The organism is Marinobacter sp. MBR-105, assembly GCF_053628895.1.
Genome location: NZ_JBRJHG010000019.1, coordinates 1 through 25,737, shown reverse-complemented (window position 1 = coordinate 25,737; position 25,737 = coordinate 1). Strand labels below are relative to the sequence as shown.

Here is a 25,737-nt window from a genome sequence, read left to right as displayed (position 1 = left end):
GCTTAGCGAGTGTTGCGACCGCGCGAAAACTAGCCATTCTGGCGATTTTCCATGTTATTCCCGGCACCTTTCTCGGCTGTGAAGCTCGTGACCAAAATCATGGCCACGCCCAGGACGATGAACACGTCGGCAAGGTTGAACGCCGGCCAGTGCCGGGATTGCCAATGAAAATCCAGGTAATCGACAACATAGCCTCGAAAAACTCGGTCGATGACATTTCCAAATGCACCGCCAAGTACCATCGAATAGGCTAGTGCTTCGGTTCGCTTATGGCTGTCCCGAATCAATTTGACCAGAACAGCCGAGACGACAATGGCTATCGCAATAAAAAAATATCGCTGCCAGCCACCGCCATCGGCAAAGAGACTGAAGGCAGCGCCTTTATTCCATACGTGCACCCAATTAAAGAAAGGGGTGATCTCAACCGATTGTCCGTAAGCCATGGATTGCTGGACGAGCCATTTAATAAGTTGGTCGGCCAGAGCTATAAGTGCCGAAAAGCCGAGAAAAGTGAGCGTAAAAAAGCGAGAACGGTCTTCAGACATCGAATTATCCTTTTAGCGCAAGGATGCGCTTGGCACCAATGAGTACAATGCCTCCCACAATACCGCCAATAACCAGATCCGGGTAGTTGGAGCCGGTCCAGGCAACAAGAAGGGCTGCAAGGATAACTCCCAGATTGATAACCACATCATTGGCCGAAAATATCCAGCTGGCTTTCATGTGAGCACCGCCGTCACGGTGTTTGGCGATCAGGAGCAGGCAACTGATGTTGGCAATAAGGGCCACAGATGCGACGGCCATCATCATTGACGACTGGGGATCACTGCCAAACAGAAAGCGCCTGCCAACTTCAACCAGTACCCCAGCGGCAAGGATAAGCTGGAGTATGCCAGCCACATGCGCCGCTCTGACCTGCATTTTGATGCCGTGCCCAACGGCGTAAAGCGCGAGACCGTAGACGGCGGCATCGGCAAGCATGTCTAGCGAGTCTGCAATCAGGCCAGCGGACTGGGCGATCAGGCCCATCGTCATCTCGACCAGAAACATCAGTGCGTTGATTGCCAGCAGTATCCATAAAGTGCCGGACTCTTCGCTTTCGTTGGCCTTAGAAGATTCAGCCGCTCTGACGGATTCAGCGCTGGCGTCTTCTGTCCTCTGCAAGGAAGCGCCCAGACCCAGGGTTTCCAGTTTGCTGGTAATAGGTCCGACTTCGCCTTGATGGATAATTTCCAGCTTTCGATTCGATAGGTCGAATGAGAGTGACTGAATGTTGTCAAAACCCGTGAGCGCCATTCGAATCATTCGCTCTTCTGAGGGGCAATCCATTTTCGGCACGCTGTAGGTGCTGAGCTGGCTGTCTGTTTCGGCGGTGACGGGGCTCTGAAGCTCATTGTTAACGACAGAATCTTCGCTGCCACACTGTCCATCGCAGGGTTTGCTCATTTTCGCGGCTCCGGTTCTCACACAAGTTCCGTTATTTAAAACCCTGTAGTCACTACAGGGTCAACGTTAAGTTGTTAGTTTTTGACGACACTGGTGAACCCACCGCGATTCGACGACTTGCGGTATGACCCTGTAGTAACTAAAGAGTTGAACTGGAGTACATTAAAAGGAGTTTGAGCAACGATGAGGCAGGGCAACAAGAGCGTACTAATCCTTGGTAGCTACGGAGCTGCAGGGGCGGCTATTGCAACACTCTTGGGCAACGGATCGACAGCGACATTGTCTTGGCAGGCCGGTCGCTGGAAAAAGGGCGTGAACGGGCGGAACAATTAGATCGCCCGGGGAATACCGGGCAGAGCTGGCATCAAATTAACAAGGTGGTGTCCGGTTTAGCGGGGGCCACCACAGGGAGCGAACAGAAGAATTTAGTGAATGACCTGGCGTCAGACGGAAAGCGCTTCCGTGCCCACGACGCGATGTACGAAGACAGCCGCTTATATTCAAGTTCAATTCAGTGTCAAAGGATATAATAAAAGGTTTTGGTTTTAGGTTGTTGAAATACAAAGAAAAAATTTAAAAATGTAACAACTCTGCAATAAGTGCAAAGCACCATCTACTCAGCATTTGAAAGACTTCAAGTGTCATTTTGAATCTATCTAATCTGAAGAGGTGTCCATGAAAAAGTGTCTATCAATGTTGGTGTTTGGTGGGGTTGCAGTAACTTCAATGAATGCACTAGCGGGGGAAGGTCCTATCCTGTACGGCAAAGCCAATGTTTCGTATGAAAACCAGGACGACGGTAATAGCGATACCTGGAAGCTCCAGAGTAATGCGTCCCGTCTGGGGGTAAAAGGGGCGCTCAATACCGACCTCGAAGGCTTGGAGGCGATCTACAAGGCAGAATTTGAAATATCGATTGATGATGGAGATAAGGATGGCCAGACTTTCTCGCAGCGTAATATTTACGGTGGCTTCAAGCAGGCGAACCTCGGTGCACTGATTGCGGGAAAATTTGACACACCTTTAAAGTCAGCGCAGGGCAAGGTTGACCAGTTCAACGACTTACAGGCGGATATAAAAAATATCATGGCTGGTGAAAATCGGACCAGCAACATTGTTCAATACAGTTCTCCACGTCTGTTTGATGCTGTGGGCGTTAGTGTTGCCGTCATCCCGGGTGAAGAGCAGTCAGCTGGGGCAGAGAACGACGGACCTGCGGATGCAGTTTCCAGCTCTTTTACGTTTGAGAATGATCGTTTTTACGGAAGTATTGCCTACGATTCTGATATCGAAGATTCACTGGAAGCCGATTCAAGTGGCGATAGTCGTCTTAATATCCTGCGAACCGTAGGGAAGGTCCGATTAAGCAACTTCGAGATCGGCGCAGTTTACCAGTTGGCAGAAGAAAGCGATGGCCCTGGAGAAGATACGTCTTATCTGGTTGGTGGTGCCGTTAATCTTGAGCGTTGGAAGATCAAGGCACAGTACGGACTGACCGAAGCCGAGACAACAAACGAGGAGCTAACCCTGCTGGCCTTGGGGCTCGATTATAAACTGGCGAGCAAGAGTAAGGTCTATGCGTATGTGTCTCAGGTGGAGGCGGACTTGGCCGACTCTGAGGACTCCACATTTGGTGTGGGCTTCGAGCATAAGTTTTCCATGTAGAGTCGAGCGTGATCGCTGAATACAGGGGGACCGACGTATCTGAAATCTTTTCCGGATTTCAAGCTCATTTAAGGTTCGTGTGAGAGTCTACTTGTTAGTTAACTAAGGTTATTTAATGGCGGGAATGCTTCATTCTCGCCTTTTTTTTGACCTTTAGTTCGTTGTTCTAGCTGGTTTTAAGATTTGCGCCACGATCCGTACGAATCGGATATCACAAACAATTAAGAAAGAAACTGGAGGGGAATACGTTGAAACGCAACATTCTGGCCACTGCGATTGCAGGGATGACAACACTGTCGGGAAGTTGGGCCGCGACGGCAGCGGAGGTTGAATTCCACGGTGATATGGATAACCGCTTTCAGGCCTACACCAATCAAAGAGACTGGTTTGCTGGTGGTAACTACAGGTGGCGGTACGCTGAAAGATGACGAGCCGACCGAGAGCTTCGGCGAGGTCAAATATCGCTTCTGGGCGAAGGCAACTTCCGACGACAAGAAAGTTACCGGTGTATTCGCGACGGAGATTGGTGGCATCCGCTACGGTGAGGGGTCGGGTGGCGACTATTCCGGTGATGGTGTGAACATCGAAACACGGTGGGCTTATGTGGATTTCTTGGTGCCCAACACGCTAGACCAGCGCGTCTCGCTGGGCTTGCAGCCAGTGTCAGTGAACCGACATGTCTGGACTGAAACCGCCACAGCCGCTGTTTGGAAAGGCTCACTGGGCTCTGGATTTGACTATCAGTTGTTATGGGGGCGAGGTGACTCTTCCAATGAGAGCGGCGTCGACTCAGAACAGGACGAAGGCTGGGATGGCGCGGACAACTTCGCGATCAACCTGAACAAGCGTTACTCACCGAACCTGAGCGCGGGCCTATTCTATCTCTATCAGATGAATGATCAAATTGCTGAGGGAGTAGGTACGGTAAATAGCAGGGAGTATGAACTGAAGAGTATCGCTGATAACTCCAAATATTCCGTTTCCAGCTTTGGGGTGGAGATGGATTATGGTCAAGAGACGTCGCTAGGCCGCATGTTCGTGAAGGGTACGGTGATTGGCCAGGTTGGCCAGCAGAGAACAATCTTTTGAGCCATACTTAAAGGCCCTTACCCTCCGAAGAGGGCCACGTCATGACGTTTCCTACCAGCAAAGTTCCCTGGAACAAAGGGAAGCTCGTCGGCCAGAAGCTGCCGCTCAAACTCGAACAAATATGGGCTATCCGTATTCGGTTAGAGATAGCAAAGAACATCCGCGAGCTGGCGATGTTCAACATGGCAATTGACTGCAAACTCCGATCCTGCGATCTGGTAAAGCTATTGGTTCGAGATATTTCCAGAAACGGTGAGGTTCTGGACCGGGCGCAAGTCATCCAGCAGAAGACCAGTCAGCCTGTTCAGTTTGAGATAACCAAAAAGACGCGCGAATCGGTCGAAGCATGGATCGAGTTGCGTGGACTCTCAGGGATGGATTATTTGTGGCCGAGCCGGATGCGAAAGTTCGACCATATCACTACTCACCAATACGCCCGTCTTGTCAAAAAGTGGATTACGAGCATTGGACTTGACCCTTCCGTCTACGCTACCCATTCAATGAGACGTAGCAAAGCGACATTGATTTACAAGAAGACCAAAAATCTTCGAGCCGTTCAGTTGCTGTTGGGGCACACGAATATGTCGAGCACCGTGCGGTACCTTGGTGTCGAGGTCGAGGATGCTCTGGAGATAGCTGAGAGTATTGAGATATAGGTGCGTAACTTGTGTCCTTGGTCCCTTTGGATGCCTCAGACGCTGCAAGCCCCGGTCGATGATCACCCTCGGGTTACAGGCTCCTCCCGTCGCTTTATGAATATTACTTTTGTGCCATTAGCGGACACTAAATCTTGTCACCAAGTGATCAAAAACCAATCGAACACGTTGTGGTACTGGACCACGTTGAGGGCGATAAATAAATAAATCCCAAGGCACAGGCTCGGCCTCTTCTAACACTCTCACAAGTTTCTCTTGGCGTAATAAGTCTTGGGCCAAAAAGTCAGGAATTTGAGCAAACCCCAGTCCATTTTGTACACCCATTAATTCAGCTTCGGCGTCGGCACTTCGAAAACGTGTTATGGATGGCATCCACTGTCTGTCCATGGAAAAAACCCATGGCCAAAGCTTTCCCGTATTGCGATCTACTAACCCTGTAACCGGCAAGTGGTTTAGATCTTCAATAGACGCAGGCCTTCCCACTCTATCTATTAAGTCAGGCGAAGCCACGACATACAGATTAATTTTGGCGAGCTGGCGGGCAATAAATCGACTATCCCTCATGAAGCCGATACGAATCCCAATATCTATTTTTTCGTCAACTACATCCACGCGCTCGTCACTGAGTGTCAGGTCTATATCCAGTTGAGGGTGTACTGTTGAGAGTTCCATTAATGCTGGCATCAAGCATTTATGACCAAAACCAACAGGCGCTGCGATACGAACCCGCCCTTGTAATTCATTACCCGAGTCAGGGGCACTTGTTTGAAACAATTCATCTACAGCGCGCAGGCGTTCTTTTGCGATCACAGCAAATTTTTCTCCAACCAGGGTCACTTGTATGTGTCGCGTATTTCGATGAAATAAAAGCTCCCCTTGCAATCGCTCTAACTCCTTCACTGCTCGCGTCACTGCCTGAGGAGAAATTCCCAGACGGTTAGCCGCTTCTTTAAAGCTGCGAGACTCTGCAGCAGTACAAAATATCCGGAGCATTTCCAATCTGTTAAGCATCACAGTCACACTCAGGTTTGGTATGAATACACAAATATTATTCCAAAATCTGGAATTGTCAAATCAAAACGTTTCCATTTATTGGTTTTTGAAGGTTAGGGATAATTTGCTTGTTAGTTAGACAGAGTCATTCATTCAACTGATTTGAGGGTATTAACTATGAGTAGTGTTTCAGCAAACAACATCAGCGGTAAGGTCGTTGTGATCACTGGTGGTAGCAGCGGTTTAGGCGAGACCACGGCAAGACATTTAGCCAGTCTTGGCGCATCTGTTGTTTTAGGTGCCCGACGCATCGACAAGCTTGAAGCTATTGCTGCTGACATACGTACAGCGGGCGGAAACGTTGCGGTTCAAGCGACAGATGTGACTAGCCAGGACGAAGTGAAGGCCCTTGTAAATCTTGCACAAGAGCGCTTCGGTAAAGTTGATGTGGTTATCAATAATGCAGGGTTAATGGCGATTGCACCGTTAGCTGAGACTCGAGTTGACGAATGGGATCGCATGATTGACATCAACGTTAAAGGTCTGCTGTATGGAGTGGCCGCAGCGCTTCCGATCTTTCAGGAACAGGGATCCGGCCACTTTATCAATATTTCGTCCGTAGCGGGTATCAAAGTATTCAGTCCCGGCGGCACGGTTTATAGCGGAACCAAATTCGCTGTTCGCGCAATTGCCGAAGGCTTGCGCCATGAAGTTGGGGGTAAAATTCGTTCAACAATCATTTCACCAGGTGCAGTCGAATCTGAATTAAAACATGGAAGTTCAGATGCTCAGGGTGCAGCCTTTGTAAAAGATTTTTATCAGCAAAATGAAATTCCATCTGAATCTGTTGCTCGTGCTATCGCATACGCAATTGAGCAGCCTGCGGATGTGGATATCAACGAGATTGTTCTGCGCCCAACTGTTCAAGAGTTTTAATTCGTTTAATAAAAGACCTATTAACCAGCGGGTGATTTAACCACCCGCTGAATATTCAGATTGTGAGGTTATTGATGACTGCGTTAAACGGACAAATGCGTGCTTTGATATTAGATAGCTATGAAGAAGGTACAGTATTCCGGGATGCCCTGATTAACTTACCTTCTCCATCAGCAGGTCAGGTGCAAGTAAAAATATTTGCGAGTGGCGTCAATCCTATTGATTACAAGATCCGCCAAGGTATCGCGCCTTATGCCATGCCGGAATTACCCGCAGTACTTGGCACTGATTTGGCTGGAGAAGTTGTTGCTATCGGCGACGGCGTCACCGACTTTGCAGTAGGCGATGCAGTTTATGGTCTGACTGGCGGAGTGCGAGGATTGCAAGGCTCATTGGCTGAATATGCCAACGTAGATGCTGAGTTACTTGCTCCCAAACCGAAAAATTTGTCCATGCGTGAAGCTGCGGCTTTACCTCTGGTTGCACTTACCGCTTGGGAAGGTTTGGTTGACAAGGCGAATGTTAAAGCGGGCCAGAAAATCCTTATCCAGGGTGGAGCTGGCGGAGTTGGGCATGTAGCTGTGCAAATTGCTAAGGCCTTAGGTGCCGACGTTTATGCCACTGCATCGACTGGAAAACAACAACTGCTCAAGGCGCTTGGTGCCACGCCGATTGATTATCACACTGCAAGCCCTGCTGACTACGTGGACGCATACACCCAAGGCAAAGGATTCGATATCATTTACGACACTGTCGGTGGCTCTGTACTCGATGCCTCATTAGGTATCATTGCACATTACGGACATATTTTAAGCTGTGCTGCATTCAGCCCACATAACCTCGCACCGTCGTCATTACGCTCTGCAACATTGTCAGCGATTTTTGTGTTACACCCAATGCTCAGCGGAGAGGGGCGCAAACATCATGGTGACATTCTGCGGCAAATTACGGCTCTCGTTGAAGCTGGACAAATTAAGCCATTACTCGATCCGTTACGCTTTTCCCTTGACACGGCAATGGATGCACATAATGCCGTAGAGTTGGGGTCCATGGGTAAAGTCGTTATTGATGTAATTGCTTAAAAAGACATTGTTGAGGATGCATATGAGCCCAGGAAAACTAATTCGAACTGTTCGTTTCCATGAATTAGGTGGTCCCGAGGTGTTAACTATTGACTCGCTGGCGAGTCCAGGTTTGCAGGCCACTGATGTTCGTATTGCGGTCAAAGCTGTTGGGCTCAATCGTGCTGATGCCATGTTTAGGCGAGGCAACTATATAGAAAAGGCTGACCTCCCTTCGCGAATCGGCTATGAAGCATCCGGGATAGTTATTGAAGTCGGGGAAGAGGTAAATCATTTACGCCTTGGGGGAGAGGTTTGTATTGTCCCTCAGATGGGGCTTTCTCAGAATGGCTGCTATGCAGAAGAGATTGTCGTACCAAGTGAATATGTGGCACCCAAACCAGCAGGGCTAACCTTTGCTGAAGGCGCAGCAGCCTGGATGCAGTACCTGACAGCTTATGGCGCTTTGGTCGAAATTGCTAACGTGCAAAAAGGCGATGCAGTACTGATAACCGCCGCATCGAGCAGTGTTGGATTGGCTGCGATTCAAATTGTGAATTCTCTAGGGGGTATCCCTATCGCTACAACTCTAACAGGAGCTAAAAAGGCTGCTGTGCTCAAGGCTGGCGCGGCCCATGTGATTGCAACCCAAGAAGAACCGCTGCTGGATAGCTTGATAAGCATCTTGGGAGCAAACAATTTAAAAGTCGCATTTGATGCTGTCGGTGGGCCGCAGATAGCTGAAATTGCTGAAGCAATGAGCCCTGAAGGAACAATAATAGTACACGGAGCATTAAGTCCCGAAACAACCCCTTTTCCCTTAAAAATAGCACTTCGTAAAAGTCTGACAGTTAGGGGGTATGTGTTTACTGAAGTTATAAAAGACATCGAGCGTTTTCGCAGAGCAAAGCAATTTATCCACTCGGGTTTATCCGAAGGAACACTCAAGCCTGTCATTGATCGAAGCTTTAAATTTGAAGAGATAGTGGCAGCGCATCACTATCTGGAGTCAAATCAGCAGATTGGCAAAATAGTGGTCGAACTTAATTAACAGTTCGTAGCTTCCGCTTGTCTCTGGCCGGCGCATAATTCACCGCCAGAACAATAAGAAAAAGGGGTGGTGTATGGTAGTTAGCGATCTTCTCTGGCGGCGACCGCGCCATTACATGGATGTCGATGAAACCCACGACCGCGTGCACTGGGTGGAACTTTTCTTCGATCTGGTCCATGTAGTGACAATTTTCATTCTGGGGAATTACTTGTCCCATCATCTGGGGTGGCAAGGATTCTGGGTGTTTACGGGACTGTTCCTGGCGATTTTCTATGCCTGGGCAGACAGTTCGGTCTATAACTCGCTGTATATCTCCACGGACATGCCGCATCGCGTGGCGATGGCACTTAAGATTGTCACGATGATGACCGTCGCGGCAGCGATTCCCGACGTGGGCGGTGAAGGCTGGACGTATTTCGCGCTGGGCTATGCGTTGAATCGGGCGCTGACGGCCTATCTCTACTGGCGAGCGCGCTGTACCGACAACGCGGTCGATACGCTGGCGCAGGAACAGGGGCGGAATTTTTTCGTGTTGGCCGGAGTGTTCGCACTGTCGGCTTTTTTGCCACACCGGTCGCCTACTGGGTCTTTGCCGCCGGCGTGGCAGCAATCCAGCTACAGTACATGCTGCCGCGCGTGGGCACGCTCCGCTTCGAACGCTTTGTGCCTCAACTCGGACACATCTCGGAGCGCTTCGGCCTTCTGATGTTGATCTTGCTGGGTGAAGGCTTCTTTAAGCTGGTGGTCACGCTGGCCGACAAGGGCGTCTACAGCGTCAGCGCGGGTACGCTGTTCAATGTGACCATGGGCGGTTTGTCACTCTTCGCGCTGGCCTGGGCTTATTTCGACTGCGCCGGCAATGAAAAACCGAAGAGCCGCACCAGTGCCGTGCTGCTGAGATACTGGTTTGCTCACATCGTGATTTTGTGGAGTGCGGTGACGATTGGCGTTGCGCTGGCCGGAGAAGTCTACGTCGGCCTGTGGGAGCCTTATCCGCCCGGCTACGCCGCGCTTGGCTCGGTCGGCCTTGCGGTGTTTTTAGCTTCGCTATGGGCGCTGCGTCGAACCGTGGCTGATGCCACCGACAAATACCATAGCGCCGGTCTGAGGCTGTTCGGCATTGTCATGGCGCTGGTTGTGCTAGCCGTTCATCCCCTCGTACCGTCGATTGTCAGCAACGGGCTTTGGGGCCTGGCGCTGTTCTCGCAAATTGGTGTGCCGATTTTTCTAGCGGTAAGAGATGCGCGCCGGTCTGATAAAATGCTGTGATGGAACATGGCTACGCCCATGCAATTTGACAGATAGCCGCCAGGGATTTGATGGGTTCTTCTTATGCTCATTAAGCCGTAGAACCACATTCTTTTCGGAAGCATTCATCAAGCCGGCCTTTTTGTTTTCGTGATCAGTGATTGTCCGTTGGCGCTGTCCACGCCGGCGCTTCGTCCTCAGTTCGCCGTGCGTCCTCCCGCATGGCGTGCCCCAGTGACTCTTCGAGCTTCACGAACAACTCCCCGTAGCGCCGGCCGGTGGCACCTCGGGATGGACCACCTCGCTGACCGTTGGTGCCATGGGCTTAGACCTGTTTGAGCACAGTCAGAATGCGATTCACAAGGCCACCGGCAGTGACAAGCCCGAAGGCTGGGATCACCAGATCTCCGAAGGGGGCGAGCCTACCTTGCGGTACTCCGCGGCCTACCACCAGTACCTGGATGGCAGTGAGCCGGGCAGCAAGTTCAAGGTGACCTACTTTGGGAGCGTCGGATACCTCACTGAATTTGGCGCCGCCCTGGTGTTCCGGGGAGGGCTGATTTCGTCGCCGGATAACCGCTTCAACCCGGAATTGATGGCCTACGGTGAGCGGGCGCCCAGCGTCTCCGCGGTCGGCGGTCGGGAGAACTACTTCTGGGGTGGCCTGTCGGTTAAGGCCAGGGCCTACAACGCTTTCCTGCAGGGTCAGTTCCGGGATTCTGATCACGAACTCAGTGCCAATGATCTGAATGTGCTGCTAGCGGAAGTCTGGGCCGGTTACACCTACACGCTCTGGGACAACATGGAGCTGAGCTACGTGTTGCGTGTGCAGAGCTCCGAAATCAAGAACGGTACCGGTGATCGCACCCTGGTCTGGGGCGGACTGGTGCTGAGCAAACGCTTTGGCAGTCACTGACAACCGGTGTACATCACCCTGGGAAATACCATGTATACCGCTGAGCAATTGGTTTTCAGCAAGAGCAGGGCGCATGGTTGGACTCAGGCATTACTGGAAACGGAGAAACGATATGAGCAACATCGTTGAAGTAAACGACAGCAACTTTGATGCGGCCGTTGGTCGTAACGACAAGCCGGTCCTGGTCGATTTCTGGGCACCCTGGTGCGGCCCCTGCAAGACTGTTGGCCCCATGCTTGAAGAAATCGCCGACGAACTGGGCGATGACCTGGTAGTGGCCAAGGTCAACGTGGATGACAGCCCGGAAACGGCGGCTCGCATGGGAATCCGCAGCATTCCGACCCTGGCGCTGTTCCGCGAGGGCGGCGTGGTGGCCCGGCAGACCGGTGCCGGCACCTTGGGCCAGTTGCGGGCCTTCGTCAAAGGCAACCTGTAACTCACCGGCTCGAATCAACACCCTCCTGCTATGAGAGGGTGTTTTTGTGTGCCGGTTGTGCTGCCCGCCAATGCTGGTCAGACTTATCCGGGTCCATTGCCGTCATTCAGGTACCCCACGATGAAAACCCAGGAGCTGCAACTCCTCTATATTTTCGACGCCATCATGACCGAGCGCTCGGTGACCCGAGCCGCCGAGCGTCTGGCCATGACCCAGCCGGCGGTATCCAACGCAATTTCCCGGATGCGCCAGATCTGGAGCGACCCGCTGTTTGTCCGCAAAGGTCGTAACATCGAGCCAACGTCTTATGCCTTGAGCCTCTGGGACCAGGTAGGCGGGCCCATGTACGCGCTAACCAACGCGGTTTCAGCCACTCAGTTCGACCCCGCCAATTCCAAACGGAAATTTCGCATCGCCGCTAACGACGTGATCGTTGAGATGGTCTGGCGCCAGTTAATCGAATTGCTGGAGCGGGAGGCGCCCGGTGTCGATCTGCACGCGGTCCCGTACACGCCCGATGGCACCTACGACGATCTGCGCGAAGCCCACGTGGACCTGGCGGTTGGCGTTCTGAACCAGCACGACCACAGCCTGCGGAGCACCTGGTTGTTTGAGGGTGGCTACGTGCTGGCGATGCGCGAAGGACATCCGCTGGCGGGTAAGCCGATCACCATGGAGGAATTCCTGGAGGCCCGGCATTTGCTGGTGTCCATGTCGGGCGACGCCCATGGTTTCGTGGACAGCTACCTGGACCAGAAGGGACAAAGCCGCCGGATTGCCGCCACCGTCAATCATTTCTCCATCGTGCCGCAGGTGCTTCGGGAGACAAACCTGATTGCGGCGGTGCCGGAGCTCATCAGTCAGGACTGCGGTTTTGTGAACGGGCTCTGGATGGGAGAGCTGCCCTTTGAAGTTGATCCCACCAGCATGTATCTGGTCTGGCACGCCCGCCATGACCGGGATCCCGGCATTATCTGGATTCGGGACCACCTCGAGCGCCTGCTGCGGGATCGCTGGCACGAAATCATGACCACCTCGCCCTGCGGGCGGCACCTGAAAGCGGTCTAACCGGCCAGAGAAGTCGCCGCCATGGATCCCGCACTTTCAAAGGCCATGTGTTCTGCGCAACGAAAAAGGGGGCTAACAGCCCCCCTCTCGACATTATGCTTCAGCTAATTCTTTCAAGGTAAGGGTAGTCAATATACCCTTCCGCACCCTGGGAGTAGAAAGTCGCCGGATCTGCTTCGTTGAGCTCGGCGCCAAGCTTCAGGCGCTCCGGGAGGTCCGGGTTGGCAATGAAGGGCACGCCAAAGGCGACAGCGTCGGCCAGTCCGGATTCGATGGCTTGTTCTGCTTCTTCACCGGTGTAGCCCATGTTGAGGATCAACTTGCCCTTGAAGTGTTCGCGGACCGGAGTAATGACGTCCGCTTGCTGTTCCCCGAAAAAGTCGCTGCGCATCAAATGAACAAAGGCCAGGCCGTAGTCGTTCAGGCGCTTGGCGAGCCAGGTAACCAGACCGACCGGATCACTGTCCTTCATGCTCTGGAAGCTGTTGAGGGGGCTCAGTCGAACACCGACGTTCTCGGAACCGAACACTCCGGATACGGCTTCAGTCACCTCCAGCAGAAGTCGGGCGCGATTTTCGATCGGGCCACCGTAGGGGCCTTCTCGATGGTTGGAGCTATCACGCAGGAACTGGTCCAGCAGATAGCCGTTGGCGCCATGAACCTCAACACCGTCAAAGCCGGCGCGCTTGGCATTCTCGGCGGCGGTGCGGAAACCGTCGATGATGGCCGGGATTTCGCTGTCGGCCAGTGCGCGGGGAACCGTGTAGGACTTCTTACCTTCCGGTGTGTGCACTTCATCGCTCGTGATGGCAATGGCGCTGGGCGCTACCGGATCCTTGCCATTGTTTAACACCGGGTGGCAGGCGCGGCCACCGTGAAAGATTTGCAGATAAATCTTACCACCTTTGGCGTGTACCGCATCAGTGACTTTCTTCCAGCCTTCAACTTGCGCCTCGGAATAGATACCGGGCTCGCGCCAAAAGGCCGAATTGCCTTCGATGGCCATGGTCGCCTCAGTGATGATCAGGCCGGCAGAGGCACGCTGGGCGTAATATTCAACCATCATATCCGTGGGAACGTGATCAGCGTCGGCACGGACGCGGGTGAGGGGGGCCATGAAGACCCGATTGGCCAATTCACTGGCGCCCATTTTCAGGGGAGTAAAAAGTGTGTTCATAGCATCCTCGGGAAATTTTTTGTACAAGGGCTGGTACTATATCCGCCCGTTGGCCGGGCGGACTAATTCGGACGAGATATATCAATCATCATCCTGACTTATACGACAGGCTGTTCATCTTTTCCTCCGGACAAGCGATCCGGAGGAAAAAAGCCGCCGGCAATCATTGCATTCATCAGTTCGCCTACTTTTGCACGCAGGTCATCCCTCAACAACCTCATTGCCGGCGTTATTGACTGTCGGGTAGGACAAATCAGCCACAGCTCGGATACCGGCGGCGCATAGCCTGGCATGATGGTGGTGACACGGCCTGCAAGCAGATCATCCGACATATCAAGACACGATTTTATCGCAAGACCGCGACCAGCAACGCACCACCGGCGAACCAGATCGCCATCGTTTGAGGCGCGATCGCCCGTCATTTTGACTCGATATTCCTCGTCTCCGCGTTTGAACGTCCAGAGGTCAAATGGGATGTCCTGCAACTGATAGAACAGCCCGTTGTGGTTCTCAAGGTCATCAGGATGAATGGGGCGACCATGACGCGACAGGTAATCAGGAGATGCGCAAAGCAGGCGCGGCACATCGCAAATTTTGAAGCCATACAGGTTGGTGTCACTGGGCGCGCCGTAGCGAAGCGCCATGTCGACCGAATCCCGGTAAAAGTCCACGTTGGTGTCAGTAATCTGAACTCTGAGGTTCAAACCTGGATGCGTTGCCATCAATTCGTCGATCCAGGGCACAACGCGGTTACGACCAAGATCGGATGAAACCGAAAGCCGGATTTCGCCTGTTACAGAGTCAACTTCAGATCGAAGGTTCTGTTGCGCCTGGCTCAACAAGTCAATCGCTTGCTTGCAGTAAGGCAAGTATTTCTCGCCGGCGGCAGACAACCGCAACCTTCGCGTGGAGCGTACGAATAACTCTACACCCAGCTCCTGTTCTACGCGCTTTACTGCGGCGCTGGCTGTGGCAGCTCGCATATCAAGACTGGTGGCGGCAGCGGTAATGTTGCGGAATTCAGCGACCCTCAAAACCACGATCAGATCATCAAGACTCATTTTCAAAAATTCTTTGAATATGTTTAACAAATTTTCCCGTTTACCCGAGTGTAAACGGCGACCATACTGCACGCTACTCGAAAATCATTGCGGAGACAGATAATGAAAGCTGTTGGATATCGGGAATCTCTTCCTATCGAAAACCCTGATGCGCTGCAAAATGTTGAGATGGAACGTCCCGTCGCAAAAGGCCGGGACCTGTTGGTCAGAGTCAAAGCCATCGCCGTGAACCCCGTTGACTTCAAGGTACGCCAGCAGGCAGAGCCCGAACCAGGCCAGATCAAAGTACTTGGATGGGATGCCGTTGGAGAGGTAGTGGCAATAGGCGAGGGCGCTTCACTCTTCAAAGAAGGTGACACCGTATTTTATGCCGGTGACGTTACCCGTCAGGGCAGCAACGCTGAATACCAGGTTGTCGATGAGCGTCTGGTTGGTCGGAAGCCTGCCAGCCTGTCCGACGCCGATGCTGCGGCGTTGCCCCTGACCACGATAACAGCATGGGAAATGCTGTTTGACCACCTGCAACTTGAGCGACAGTTGGCTGGGTCCATCACTCCAAGCGACGATGTGGTACTTGTGATTGGCGCCGCAGGAGGCGTGGGTTCGATTCTCGTTCAATTGATCAAACAGCTGACAGGCGCAAAAGTACTCGCTACGGCATCTCGCCCGGAATCGAAGGCCTGGGTTGAATCATTGGGTGCGGATTTTGTTCTGAATCACCGTGAACCCTTGCAGCCCCAGATCGAAACACTGGTGTCTGCCGGCAAAATTGGTTCTGTAACCCATGTGGCCAGTCTTAACGCCACAGATCAATACTTCGACGATTATTTGGCGGTGCTTAGGCCGTTTGGAAAGATTGCCATGATCGACGATCCTGCAAGTCTGGACGTAATGAAGATCAAGCCGAAGAGTCTGTCATTACACATTGAATTCATGTTCGCCCGCTCAATGCACCAGGCGGATGATATGCAGGTTCAGCACGACTTGTTGAATGAGGTCTCACGGCTTGTAGATCAAGGCTTCATCCGCACAACTGCAGGTAAGTACCTCGGAGCGATCAACGCCGAGAATCTACGTGCCGCACACGCCGAACTGGAATCAGGAACCGCCGTTGGCAAGATTGTGCTGGAGGGTTTTGCCTGACGGGTTCTACCCCGTTACTGCGGGCATTCCTAAACAAACCTATGCTCCGGAATTCAAAGCTGACGCGGTAGAGTGGAGGTATCAGGTTCAGCCGTTGGACTCCAAGCCTTCCATGATATGCGGCCAGCAGGCTTTGCATCGGCTGCGTAGCAGGTCGCTGTGGCCGATTTCTTTCAGGCCAAAACTGCCTGGTTCCAAAAAATGTTTTTTTATCTGGGCGTTGGGCAGCAGGCGCAGAAAGTCTTCCACGTTTGCAGGCACGGCAATGTGGTCATCTGTTGCGGTTAGCGACAGCACGGGGGCTTTTATATCCGCATAGTGATGCTGCCTTATTTCCTCTCCAAAACTGTTTTCTACGTACCCTGGCGAACGGCACCACTGTCGCCATTGCCTGGCGACACCGGCGGGAAGATCCTCACCGAAACCGATGAATTTGGTCGGCCAGTATCCTTTGACTGCAACGGAGAGCGGTTGCCAACCGTGGAACAGTAGTTTGGCGGCCAGCTTTGTTTTGAGTTTCAAGTTATCGAAATGGCCTGACGATGCTGCAATCAGAACGTAGCTGTCTATTTGAGCGAAGTTGGGCATTAAACCGATCAACTGCGCACCGGCGCTATGGCCAACAAGGCTTACCGGCAGGCGTGGTGCAAGAGCGACGAGTTTTTCTAGCGCTGCCGGCAGGTCCAGCGTACCCCAATCGACCAGGTCGCTAGAGATCTCTGCTAGAGGAATACCGTTGCGAGAATCCCCAATGCCTCTATTGGAAAACGTCAGCACGGCGAAGCCTTGCTCGCTCAGCCAGGTAGCAAAACTGAAATAGACCTGATGTCGAAACCCGGTGGCAGGGGCGATGAGAACGGCACCGCGAGCAACGTCTGTTGCTGGTCTGAAAAAATGCCCGGTGAGCCGATAGCCGTCGTCACAGGTTATTATGGTTTTTTCCATCATTTACCCAATTAGTAAGCCGCTGTTGCCAAAACAATTCGGCAGTTGTGAAATAAAAGAACAATATTCTGTAAAAGAAGATTATTCTGGTTTTGCCGAAGCTGTCAAACGGTAGAATGAAGGTCACGGCTAGTTCAAACAGGCTAATATCGATTTGATGAACCCATTCCATATTTTAGAAAACAAGTTTCCGGGCCGCAGAGCTGCGCTGAAAAGGGACATCCTGGAACAGGCGCTCTATTGTTTTATTGAGCTTGGGGTGGAGGCCACCACGATCGAAGCCATCAAAGCCCGCTGCGAAACGAGTGTAGGGGCGATCTATCACCACTTTGGCAACAAGGAGGGTATTTTAAGCGCACTCTTTTTTGCAGCTCAGGATGATCAGCGACAACATATGGACCGGGAGTTAGCCAACACCAACAGCCTTCGCGAGGCTGTGTATTCAGTTATCTGTAGTTATCTCGACTGGGTTGTCGCCAATCCCGAATGGGCAAGGTTCCTGTATCAGGCGCGATCAGCAGTCGCCAAAGGGCCATTTCAGGAGGAGCTGAAAGATAGGAATGCGAAAGGCTTCCGGGAACTCAAAGCAAAGTTGCTTGGCTTCGGTAACGAAAGTAACAGCATTGTTCAGCCGTTCGAGATCGTAATCTCTCTGATCGTCGGCCCGTCGGAAAATTACTGCAAAGCCTGGCTGGCTGGCCGGGTACAGACTTCGCCTCGGGATTATCGGGAAGAATTCGCGGAATCCGCATGGCGATCGCTTCAGAGGTGATCCAGCTGAAAATATTTGCCTCGCGTTGTTCCTGGATCATATTCCGCCACAATGGGTGATCATGCAAAGCCATAATGAATTGCTCTTCTGGATACGTACAATTTGGAAGCCTGCGCTAAACTTTCGCAGACATCCATATGTTGGCCACTGCGTGATTCCGATGTTTGACTGGCATCTCGCATTCGTTGGTGACCACCACGCCCGCGGCTAGCGTTCAAACAGCAGGTCGGTACGGATGATGTATTTAGTGCCCGAAGTGATCTCCGTTGAACTGTGCAAGCAGTGCAGGGGGTGATGGCCGTGGGGAAAGCACAGAACGCCGCCTGCCGGCGTTCGTACATCGATCTCGCGTACGTTGTCGCTTCGCCTTGCCGGTTTGGTAGGGTCGTCTGCATCGACGAGAAAGCGGGTTTCACCACCCTCGAAGTCGTCGCTGAGAAAAATCAGGAACGTCATCTGGCTGAACCGGTCCGGGAAGGCATCCGCAATCAGTCGGCCATCAGCAACACTGGAGCCGGGCCAGGCACCGTCGATGTGAAACTTGAAGAAATCTCCTTCACGGTAACGATAAAAACGGAAGCGCCGATTGATGCCCAGAGGCTGCTTGTTGCTGAAGAGGTCCAGGTTGTCGGCCACGGCATCGCGCACCCGCTGCCAGATCAGGCGATCGGTCGCTTCATCCACAACCCAAGTCACGTTGTCGTTGTGTCGAACTTCACGAGGCAGTGAGACCGCCGCGTCTTTCAAGTAACCCAGGTTTTCGGTCAGTTCGATGAGGCGGTCACACTCTTCGCGACTAAAGACATTGAGCAACTGATAGGCACCGGGCACTTCCGGAATTTCCCGCCGTGACACCGCCGAGGTCTCACGGCTCTCGTCCAGTTCCGCTGGGTTCGGCACGCTATTTGCCCAAGTCGGTAGCGACGGGTTTTCTGCGCCCGGCTCGCGGGCAACGACGAAAAATGATTCCTGATGCTGTTTCATAGTCACCTCTTAAAAGTTCATGACTCGTACTTGAGCGAATTGGCGATGGCCTGCGGCCGAGCCATGAAAGCCAAAGCCACTCTGTTTGGCGCCAACCCAGGGGCTGCCGCCGGCCCCGCCATTGACTGACACCATGCCGGCCTCCAGCTGGTCAGCTACGGCTGCGGCGCCCCGGCCGCCAAAGACCACCGCTCCCAGGCCGTAGATGGAGTCGTTGGCACGGGCGATGGCGTCTTCGATGGCATCAAATTCAGCCATGGCAACGACCGGTCCAAAGGTCTCTTCGCGCTCAAGGAGCATGTCGGGGGTCATGCCATCGACAACCGTGGGTTGAATAAATGGCGCTGGGTAGTCGGCCTTGCCGAGCAGAAAGCGTGCGCCTTTTGTCTCCGCATCCTTGAGATGACGCAGCACAAGCTGATGCTGGGTAGTGTTGGCGATCGGGCCTATGTTGACGCCCTGTTGATCCCATGGGCCGACCTGGTAAGCCGATGCAACCGCTACCACCTGGCGTTTGAATTCCTCGGCAACGGTACGGTCGACATACACTCGCTCGGTTGCCGTGCACATTTGCCCGGCATTCTCGAACGAGCTGGCAACGGCAAATCGCGCAGCAGCCGACAGATTGGCGTCTTTCATGACAATCAGGGGATCATTGCCACCGAGTTCCATGACCAGGCGTTTAACGCCTTCGGCAGCGTCCGCCATGATGCTGCGACCGGTGGCCATCGATCCGGTAAAAGCGACCATATTGATGTCAGATTTCACCAGCGCCTGACCGACGTCTCCGTGGCCGTGGGCAATTTGAATCAGGTGCTCGGGCAGATGACCCTGTAGTGCGCGAACGAACAGATCGGCAACCAGCGGCGTGTGTTCTGAGGGTTTCAGAATGACGCTGTTGCCCGCCATCAGGGCAGGGATCAGCAAGTTGTTGGCCATTGCTAATGGGTAATTCCAGGGTGAAATGACAGCAACAACCCCAAGCGGCCGATACTGGATACGGCTGCGGCCTTCGCCTTGTTCGGTTTGCAGGGCAGCGGCGGCCTCCTCAATGACATAGGGGGCATTCGTTACAGTACCGGCGACCTCATAGGTCGCCCGGCGTGCGTCCTTACCCATTTCCAGGCTGATCAGGCGGGCGAGTTGATTCTGAGCAGGCGCCAGAGCATGGTAGGCACCCCTCAGGCGGGTTGCACGCTCTTCCAGCGATAACCGGCCCCAGTTTGCCTGCGCGATCCGACTCCGCCCCACAATGTCTGCCAGCTCGGACCGGGAGGTGATTGGCACCTGTCCGACCGGCTCCTGATTCAACGGATTCAATGACACAAGAAATTCGCTCATGGCTTCCTCAACTAAAGGCGATGACTCGCACTTCCAGGCTGTTTCTGTTGCGGGCGTTGTCCGGTGTGTTCACGGGGTCGGCCGCGGTGTGTGGGGTGCCAAATATGCCCGCGGGGGAACGTGAATCGAAGACTTTCAGCAGCAGGGCCTCGCCGGGTTCCATGTCTGACAGGTAGTACCAGCGATGATCCGGGTTGTAGGAGATCCCGGCTATCTCACCGATGCGATCGGGGTACACCAGTTTGATGCGATGAAAGTCATCCGCAGCCACGGTGTTGATGTCCAGAACAGCCAATGGGGATTCCTCGACACGGTGGCCGACAGGCATCCACAGGTTCACCAACCGGTAAGGGCGGTCGCGAAGCTCTGGTCGTTGCTCGGTCTCTTCCAACATGCGGTGGAGCGCAGACTTCTCGGTGTAGTCGTTGTGAACAGTCTTCACTGGCGCCCGGTTATGGATGGTTTGGTCCTGACGACTGGTTGACCGATAAGTGTGATCAAAGATCAGCACTTCGCTGGCCTTGAGCTGATCACGGAGGTACTCGATCACCTGCGGATACAAATGTTCGCGAATGGCGTCGTCATTCTGGTAGTTGTCAAAATCAAAGGCGACCCGGACCGCCTCGAAGCCCTGGTCGTCCAGGTTGAAGTCGTTGGCCTGGTTGCGAATGTCTGTGACGTCAATGTGTCGGGTGTCGACGGATTGAGTGAGCTCGGAGGCACCTGGACCCTTGTATCGTTGGTCGTATTCGAGGCCGCCAACGGGCTGGACGTAGTTGATGCTGAACATGGCTCCTCCTTGCGGGTACGGTTGCTGGATTCTTGGTTTGCCAGCTTAGGGAGTAGCCGATAGGATTTGAAACAAGGATTTGATGTAAGAGATACAAGTGAACGCTTTAAACCGGGTAGACCTTAAACAGTTACGAACGCTGCAGTGCCTGCTTCGCGAAGGCAACCTGTCCCGTGTGGCGGATCAACTCGGGGTGACCCAGCAGGCGGTCAGTGACCAGCTGAAAAAGCTCCGCTCCACCTTCAATGATCGCCTGTTTATCCGCAGCGGCAATGGCGTTACTCCGACGGCGTATGCCCGAACGTTGGGGCCGAAGCTGGATCTTATCCTGAATGCCGTTGGCGAGTTGCTGGAGCAGGATGAGTTCAATCCCGCAACAACGACGCGGACCATTACCATCAGCTCCACCGATCTGGAGCAGAAAACCATCCTGCCTTTTCTGATGCAGCGCCTGAGAAGGGAAGCGCCGGGTCTGAGGCTGGCGGTGAAAAAACTTGAGCTGGATGAGATGGCAAGTGACCTGCTTGATGGCACCGTGGATCTGGTGTTGACCAATCCGAAGTTTGCGCCACCGAGTTATCCGTCGTTAACCCTGTATTCGGAGCGCTATGTCTGTGTGGCAGGGAAGGCCAATGAGGCAGTTCGCAGCACTATGTCGGTTGCCGAGATCGCTGACATGCCCCAGGTAGTGGTGTCGCCTTCGCGGGGAGACTTTACCGGTGCCGTCCATCGCTGGTTTGAAGACCAGGGGCACCCACGGCAAGCCATGCTCTCGGTACCAACTTTCACGGCGGCCAAAGCAACGATTTCTGAGACTGACCTTGTCGGCTTCATCCCGTCGCGATTGCTGCCCGACGACTCGTTGCGGCCGATTGAGCTGAATGCCGAGATCCCCGGATTCGACGTGATCGCCGTGTGGCACCAGCGCTCATCGCAGGACCCTCTGAATATTTGGATTAGGGATTTACTGGTTCAGGTTTCACGCTGATCTGGAGTAGCGCGATCTCCTGAACTCGAAGTCCGAGCTTGAGGCTGATCTAAATCAGCGCCGTATTCTTTTCCGGGTAACGATGCTCTTTAATCTCACCCAAGAGGTGGGCGAACTGTTCGGGCGTGAGCACGCGCGCCTGGGCGGTCTTGCTCATCGGGAAAGCTCCTACTAAGCCACTCGGATGCGAGGAGAGTAAAGGTAAAATCCGTAATAATATTATTTAAACTGATATTAAACTGCGCATAATGTATATTCAGAGGTCTGTTTTTAAAGGGGTTTTCGGGTCACACCCTGTGCGAAATATCGATCCCAAAAGTCGACAGTAGCTCTCGTTTATGGCGGTAGTAGGTTTCGCGGGACATGAGGTGTAAATTTATCAGCCGATTAGATACTTCGCATGGAAGCGAAGGTGCTCCTCAATAAAACTGGCGATGAAGTAGTAGCTGTGGTCGTACCCTTCATACCGGTTCAGTTCCAGCGGATAGCCACTTTGTTTGGCAGCGGCTTCCAGCATTTCCGGCTTCAACTGCTCGGTCAGGAAGTTGTCCGCTTCGCCTTGGTCCACCAACGCCGGCACAAACTTGCTTGCCTTTTGCATCAGCAAGCTGGCGTCGTACTCGGCCCAGCTGGCGGTGTCTTTACCGAGGTAAGCGCCAAAGGCCTTCTTACCCCACGGGCAATTGACCGGGTTACTGATCGGGCTGAACGCCGAGACGGACTGGAAACGCTCCGGGTTGCGCAGTGCCAGCACCAACGCACCATGCCCGCCCATCGAGTGGCCAAAGATGGAACGCTGATCGCTCACCGGGAACATATCTTCAATCAGTGCCGGTAATTCGTTGAGCACGTAATCGTACATCCGGTAATGCTTGCTCCAGGGTTCCTGAGTCGCATTTACATAGAACCCGGCGCCCTTACCCAAGTCGTAGCCTTCATCATCGGCGACATCGTCCCCGCGCGGGCTGGTGTCCGGGGCAACAATGGCGACACCCAGTTCGGCAGCCATGCGATGCGCACCGGCTTTTTGCATGAAGTTTTCATCGGTACAGGTCAGCCCGGACAACCAATACAGCGCTGGCACCTTTTTGCCATTGGAGGCCTGCGGCGGCAGGTAGATAGCAAACCGCATCGAACAGTTCAACGTCTCGGAGTGATGACTGTACTGCTTGTGCCAACCACCAAAACTTTTATTACTGCTCAGATTTTCAATAGTCATTGCAACCTCTCAACAAAACGGTCGCCCGCCTGACTGGCAGGCGACCAGATTTCATTACTTGTCGTAGTGAATAACGGTACGGATGCTCTTGCCTTCGTGCATCAGATCAAACGCCTTGTTGATATCTTCCAGCCCCATGGTGTGGGTGATGAAATCGTTCAACTTGAATTCACCTTGCATGTACCGCTCAACGATGCCCGGCAGCTCGGAACGGCCCTTCACGCCACCAAAGGCAGAGCCTTTCCAGACCCGACCGGTCACCAGCTGGAACGGACGCGTGGAAATTTCCTGGCCGGCGCCCGCAACACCGATAACCACCGACTCACCCCAGCCTTTGTGGCAGCATTCCAGTGCTGAACGCATTACATCTACGTTGCCGATGCACTCGAAGGAATAATCCACACCGCCGTCGGTCAGTTCTACGATCACTTCCTGAATCGGCTTGTCGTAATCTTTCGGGTTGATGCAGTCGGTCGCGCCCAACTGGCGGGCCAGCTCAAATTTGCTCTCGTTGATGTCGATAGCAATGATGCGGCTGGCTTTAGCCATGGTGGCACCAATCACCGCCGACAGGCCGATGCCGCCCATACCGAAGATGGCCACGGTAGCGCCCTCTTCTACTTTGGCGGTGTTCATCACCGCACCCATGCCGGTGGTTACGCCACAACCGAGCAAGCACACTTCTTCCAATGGCGCTTCTTTGTTCACTTTTGCCAGAGAAATCTCGGGCAGTACGGTGTACTCGGAGAAGGTTGAGCAACCCATGTAGTGATAGATCGGCTCGCCGTTTAACGAGAAACGAGTGGTGCCGTCTGGCATCAGGCCCTTGCCCTGGGTTTCACGAATCTTCCCGCACAGGTTGGTTTTACCAGAGGTGCAGAATTTACATTCGCCGCACTCAGGGGTGTACAGCGGAATAACGTGGTCACCCACTTTCAGGCTTGTAACGCCTTCGCCTACCGACTCAACAATACCGCCGCCTTCGTGGCCGAGAATGGTCGGGAAAATGCCTTCGGGATCTTCGCCAGACAAGGTAAACGCATCGGTATGACACACACCGCTAGCGATCACCCGGATACGTACTTCGCCAGCTTGAGGCGGCATCACATCCACTTCTTCAATGGACAGAGGTTGTTTCGGGCCCCAGGCGATAGCGGCTTTAGATTTGATGGTCTGAGTCATGTTGTGTGCTCCAGATTTTGTCGGGCTTCGGCAGGTTCTTCTGCCATGTTGATGGGATCATTGTATTATTGTTCTTAAGATAGATAATTGGCCAATTAAGCAAATTACCTTTACTGTATAGTAACAATGAGCCGTATTTTGTTTGCTGGCGGCATTTTGTATCTAAGCTCACCCAAGTCGTAACGCAAGGAACTGAACATGTTTATTTGGGAAGGGGTCAGTGAGTTTGTGGCGGTCGCGGAAGCCGAAAGTTTTACCGCTGCGGCGAAACGATTGGGCATTTCCACAGCTCAGGTGAGCCGGCAGGTCAGCGCACTGGAATCCCGGCTTTCGACCAAACTGCTGTATCGCACCACCCGCAAGGTTTCGGTGACGGAAGCCGGCCAAACCTACTACCAGTATTGCCGCCAGGTACTCGATGGTCTGGAAGAGGCCGAGCGGGCCATGACCAACCTGCAACTTATCCCCAAGGGAAAATTACGGCTGACCGCACCGGTGACCTATGGCGAGAAGGTGATCGCCCCCTTGGTGAACGATTTCATCCTGCGCTACCCGGAGTTGGAGGTGCAGCTGAATCTGACCAACCAGAAGCTGGATCTGGTCGGTGGCGGTTACGATTTGGCGATTCGGCTGGGAAAACTGGAAGATTCATCCATGATGGCCAAGCGGTTGTCGTCACGAACCTTATACGTGTGCGCCTCGCCGGAATACTTATCCACCCATGGTGTGCCGCATTCGCTTTCGGAACTGGACCGGCACAATTGTTTGCAAGGCAATCTGGATTACTGGCGCTTTCAGGACCGAGGTAAGCCCTACAACGTTCGCGTTAAAGGCAACATGAAGTGCGACAGCGGTTGGGCGTTGCTGGACGCGGCCCTGAAAGGCATCGGGATCGTGCAACTTCCCGATTATTACGTTCAGCCGTCATTGGCCTGTGGAAAACTTATGAACTTGCTGGAACATTATCAAGAAGCCGACGATGGAATCTGGGCGATTTATCCACATAACCGGCATTTATCCCCAAAAGTGCGGATGCTGCTGGATTTCCTGGACGAATCGTTAAATTAAATTCTGTGGGGCAGTAGTTTTGTCAGTTTGTCCAAATGCGCCGTTTGGCCTGCGTCAGTTTCGCGGCGGTCTCCAGCCGTACATATACCAAACGCCTCTGGTCATCCGCCGCGTCGCAACTCCCTGACACCCCGACCCAGCTTGCGGCGCAACAGGGCCCGCAGGGTCACCCCATCCGAGTACCCGACCTGTGCGGCCACCTGGTCGACGCTCGCGTTTCCGGTGCGCAAGAGATGCACGGCATGCTCCACGCGCAGGTCTTGGAAATACGACAGCGGTGTCTTGCCCAAAACGCTTTGCAGCCGCCGCGCTAAGGTGCGCTCGCTTGTGCCCGCAGCGCTGGCGGCCTCGGCCAGCGAGAACCCCTTCGCGAGCTGACTTCTGGCCCAGCACTCGAAGCGCTCCACCACCGGGTCGGCATGCGCAAGGTGGTCGGGAATCACGAACTCGGCTTGCGAACTGCGTGTCTCGACCAGCAGATAGCGTGCCACCAGGGCAGCCA

Annotated in this window: 27 protein-coding genes and 1 pseudogene; 15 read left to right on the top strand and 13 right to left on the bottom strand. The window is 53.5% G+C overall.

Annotation, left to right across the window (positions count from 1 at the left end):
• Nucleotides 1–29: 29 nt before the first annotated feature.
• On the bottom strand, nt 30–545 hold the full coding sequence (gene lspA, locus ACSSVV_RS18175; protein WP_023011862.1) for a signal peptidase II: 516 nt from the start codon (nt 543–545) through the stop codon (nt 30–32).
• 4 nt (nt 546–549) lie between these two features.
• Nucleotides 550–1,446: a cation transporter gene (locus ACSSVV_RS18170; RefSeq protein ID WP_023011861.1), complete on the bottom strand. Its 897-nt coding sequence runs from the start codon at nt 1,444–1,446 to the stop codon at nt 550–552.
• A 675-nt stretch (nt 1,447–2,121) separates the two neighbouring features.
• On the opposite strand from ACSSVV_RS18170, the gene ACSSVV_RS18165 reads away from it, so the two are divergent.
• The 3 genes from ACSSVV_RS18165 to ACSSVV_RS18155 all read left to right on the top strand — a co-directional run bounded on the left by ACSSVV_RS18165 (nt 2,122) and on the right by ACSSVV_RS18155 (nt 4,856).
• Entirely contained in the window at nt 2,122–3,111 is a 990-nt protein-coding gene (locus ACSSVV_RS18165; protein ID WP_226595805.1) for a porin, read from the top strand.
• 387 nt (nt 3,112–3,498) lie between these two features.
• Nucleotides 3,499–4,200 carry a hypothetical protein gene (locus ACSSVV_RS18160; RefSeq protein WP_454106697.1) on the top strand — a complete coding sequence of 234 codons (702 nt, stop codon included), beginning with the start codon at nt 3,499–3,501 and terminating at the stop codon, nt 4,198–4,200.
• 41 nt (nt 4,201–4,241) lie between these two features.
• Nucleotides 4,242–4,856, top strand: a complete 615-nt coding sequence (locus ACSSVV_RS18155; RefSeq protein ID WP_011786646.1) for a tyrosine-type recombinase/integrase — start codon at nt 4,242–4,244, stop codon at nt 4,854–4,856.
• Nucleotides 4,857–4,973: 117 nt separating this feature from the next.
• Here the strand turns inward: ACSSVV_RS18155 and ACSSVV_RS18150 are convergent, their stop codons facing one another.
• Entirely contained in the window at nt 4,974–5,867 is an 894-nt protein-coding gene (locus ACSSVV_RS18150) for a LysR family transcriptional regulator (RefSeq protein WP_454106696.1), read from the bottom strand.
• 159 nt (nt 5,868–6,026) lie between these two features.
• On the opposite strand from ACSSVV_RS18150, the gene ACSSVV_RS18145 reads away from it, so the two are divergent.
• The 8 genes from ACSSVV_RS18145 to ACSSVV_RS18110 all read left to right on the top strand — a co-directional run bounded on the left by ACSSVV_RS18145 (nt 6,027) and on the right by ACSSVV_RS18110 (nt 12,565).
• Nucleotides 6,027–6,785, top strand: coding sequence for an SDR family oxidoreductase (locus tag ACSSVV_RS18145; RefSeq protein WP_454106695.1), 759 nt, complete (start codon nt 6,027–6,029; stop codon nt 6,783–6,785).
• 74 nt (nt 6,786–6,859) lie between these two features.
• Nucleotides 6,860–7,867, top strand: coding sequence for a zinc-dependent alcohol dehydrogenase family protein (locus tag ACSSVV_RS18140; protein ID WP_454106694.1), 1,008 nt, complete (start codon nt 6,860–6,862; stop codon nt 7,865–7,867).
• A gap of 22 nt (nt 7,868–7,889) precedes the next feature.
• Nucleotides 7,890–8,897, top strand: a complete 1,008-nt coding sequence (locus ACSSVV_RS18135) for a zinc-dependent alcohol dehydrogenase family protein (RefSeq protein ID WP_454106693.1) — start codon at nt 7,890–7,892, stop codon at nt 8,895–8,897.
• 73 nt (nt 8,898–8,970) lie between these two features.
• A complete protein-coding gene (locus tag ACSSVV_RS18130; protein WP_454106692.1) occupies nt 8,971–9,603 on the top strand; it encodes a low temperature requirement protein A in 633 nt (210 codons plus the stop codon).
• A complete protein-coding gene (locus tag ACSSVV_RS18125; RefSeq protein WP_454106691.1) occupies nt 9,522–10,166 on the top strand; it encodes a low temperature requirement protein A in 645 nt (214 codons plus the stop codon). The genes ACSSVV_RS18130 and ACSSVV_RS18125 overlap by 82 nt, the downstream gene beginning before the upstream one ends.
• Before the next feature lie 283 nt (nt 10,167–10,449).
• A complete protein-coding gene (locus ACSSVV_RS18120; RefSeq protein ID WP_454106716.1) occupies nt 10,450–11,061 on the top strand; it encodes a lipid A-modifier LpxR family protein in 612 nt (203 codons plus the stop codon).
• Between the two features lie 112 nt (nt 11,062–11,173).
• A complete protein-coding gene (trxA, locus tag ACSSVV_RS18115; RefSeq protein WP_224848255.1) occupies nt 11,174–11,497 on the top strand; it encodes a thioredoxin in 324 nt (107 codons plus the stop codon).
• Between the two features lie 120 nt (nt 11,498–11,617).
• Nucleotides 11,618–12,565 carry a LysR family transcriptional regulator gene (locus ACSSVV_RS18110; protein ID WP_303760310.1) on the top strand — a complete coding sequence of 316 codons (948 nt, stop codon included), beginning with the start codon at nt 11,618–11,620 and terminating at the stop codon, nt 12,563–12,565.
• A gap of 100 nt (nt 12,566–12,665) precedes the next feature.
• Here ACSSVV_RS18110 and ACSSVV_RS18105 read toward each other — a convergent pair whose 3' ends face one another.
• Together ACSSVV_RS18105 and ACSSVV_RS18100 are read right to left on the bottom strand one after the other, a co-directional pair.
• Complete coding sequence (locus ACSSVV_RS18105; protein WP_454106690.1) at nt 12,666–13,742, bottom strand: alkene reductase; 1,077 nt, start codon at nt 13,740–13,742, stop codon at nt 12,666–12,668.
• 98 nt (nt 13,743–13,840) lie between these two features.
• Complete coding sequence (locus ACSSVV_RS18100; protein ID WP_454106689.1) at nt 13,841–14,875, bottom strand: LysR family transcriptional regulator; 1,035 nt, start codon at nt 14,873–14,875, stop codon at nt 13,841–13,843.
• A gap of 30 nt (nt 14,876–14,905) precedes the next feature.
• Between ACSSVV_RS18100 and ACSSVV_RS18095 the strand changes: the two genes are divergently transcribed.
• A complete protein-coding gene (locus ACSSVV_RS18095) occupies nt 14,906–15,946 on the top strand; it encodes a zinc-binding alcohol dehydrogenase family protein (protein WP_454106688.1) in 1,041 nt (346 codons plus the stop codon).
• A gap of 87 nt (nt 15,947–16,033) precedes the next feature.
• On the opposite strand, the gene ACSSVV_RS18090 is transcribed toward ACSSVV_RS18095, so the two are convergent.
• Complete coding sequence (locus tag ACSSVV_RS18090) at nt 16,034–16,894, bottom strand: alpha/beta hydrolase family protein (protein ID WP_454106687.1); 861 nt, start codon at nt 16,892–16,894, stop codon at nt 16,034–16,036.
• A gap of 154 nt (nt 16,895–17,048) precedes the next feature.
• Here ACSSVV_RS18090 and ACSSVV_RS18085 point away from each other — a divergent pair, with 154 nt between their 5' ends.
• The gene (locus ACSSVV_RS18085; RefSeq protein WP_454106715.1) at nt 17,049–17,663 is read left to right on the top strand and encodes a TetR/AcrR family transcriptional regulator; all 615 of its coding nucleotides are present in this window, start codon (nt 17,049–17,051) and stop codon (nt 17,661–17,663) included.
• A gap of 207 nt (nt 17,664–17,870) precedes the next feature.
• Here ACSSVV_RS18085 and ACSSVV_RS18080 read toward each other — a convergent pair whose 3' ends face one another.
• Genes ACSSVV_RS18080 through ACSSVV_RS18070 form a run of 3 tightly spaced genes read right to left on the bottom strand, consistent with a single transcriptional unit; the run spans nt 17,871 to nt 20,778 of the window.
• Entirely contained in the window at nt 17,871–18,647 is a 777-nt protein-coding gene (locus ACSSVV_RS18080) for a prolyl hydroxylase family protein (RefSeq protein WP_454106686.1), read from the bottom strand.
• Between the two features lie 9 nt (nt 18,648–18,656).
• On the bottom strand, nt 18,657–19,988 hold the full coding sequence (locus ACSSVV_RS18075) for an aldehyde dehydrogenase family protein (RefSeq protein ID WP_454106685.1): 1,332 nt from the start codon (nt 19,986–19,988) through the stop codon (nt 18,657–18,659).
• 7 nt (nt 19,989–19,995) lie between these two features.
• On the bottom strand, nt 19,996–20,778 hold the full coding sequence (locus ACSSVV_RS18070) for a CmcJ/NvfI family oxidoreductase (RefSeq protein ID WP_454106684.1): 783 nt from the start codon (nt 20,776–20,778) through the stop codon (nt 19,996–19,998).
• A 97-nt stretch (nt 20,779–20,875) separates the two neighbouring features.
• On the opposite strand from ACSSVV_RS18070, the gene ACSSVV_RS18065 reads away from it, so the two are divergent.
• Complete coding sequence (locus tag ACSSVV_RS18065) at nt 20,876–21,766, top strand: LysR family transcriptional regulator (protein ID WP_454106683.1); 891 nt, start codon at nt 20,876–20,878, stop codon at nt 21,764–21,766.
• 379 nt (nt 21,767–22,145) lie between these two features.
• Here the strand turns inward: ACSSVV_RS18065 and fghA are convergent, their stop codons facing one another.
• Nucleotides 22,146–22,985, bottom strand: a complete 840-nt coding sequence (fghA, locus tag ACSSVV_RS18060) for an S-formylglutathione hydrolase (RefSeq protein WP_008175542.1) — start codon at nt 22,983–22,985, stop codon at nt 22,146–22,148.
• A 54-nt stretch (nt 22,986–23,039) separates the two neighbouring features.
• The gene (locus ACSSVV_RS18055; RefSeq protein WP_008175541.1) at nt 23,040–24,167 is read right to left on the bottom strand and encodes an S-(hydroxymethyl)glutathione dehydrogenase/class III alcohol dehydrogenase; all 1,128 of its coding nucleotides are present in this window, start codon (nt 24,165–24,167) and stop codon (nt 23,040–23,042) included.
• 198 nt (nt 24,168–24,365) lie between these two features.
• On the opposite strand from ACSSVV_RS18055, the gene ACSSVV_RS18050 reads away from it, so the two are divergent.
• The gene (locus ACSSVV_RS18050) at nt 24,366–25,235 is read left to right on the top strand and encodes a LysR substrate-binding domain-containing protein (RefSeq protein ID WP_454106682.1); all 870 of its coding nucleotides are present in this window, start codon (nt 24,366–24,368) and stop codon (nt 25,233–25,235) included.
• A 101-nt stretch (nt 25,236–25,336) separates the two neighbouring features.
• Here ACSSVV_RS18050 and ACSSVV_RS18045 read toward each other — a convergent pair whose 3' ends face one another.
• Nucleotides 25,337–25,525 carry a helix-turn-helix domain-containing protein gene (locus ACSSVV_RS18045; protein ID WP_374321236.1) on the bottom strand — a complete coding sequence of 63 codons (189 nt, stop codon included), beginning with the start codon at nt 25,523–25,525 and terminating at the stop codon, nt 25,337–25,339.
• A gap of 27 nt (nt 25,526–25,552) precedes the next feature.
• Nucleotides 25,553–25,642: pseudogene (locus ACSSVV_RS18040) on the bottom strand (hypothetical protein); the annotation flags it as partial.
• Nucleotides 25,643–25,737 lie beyond the last annotated feature (95 nt).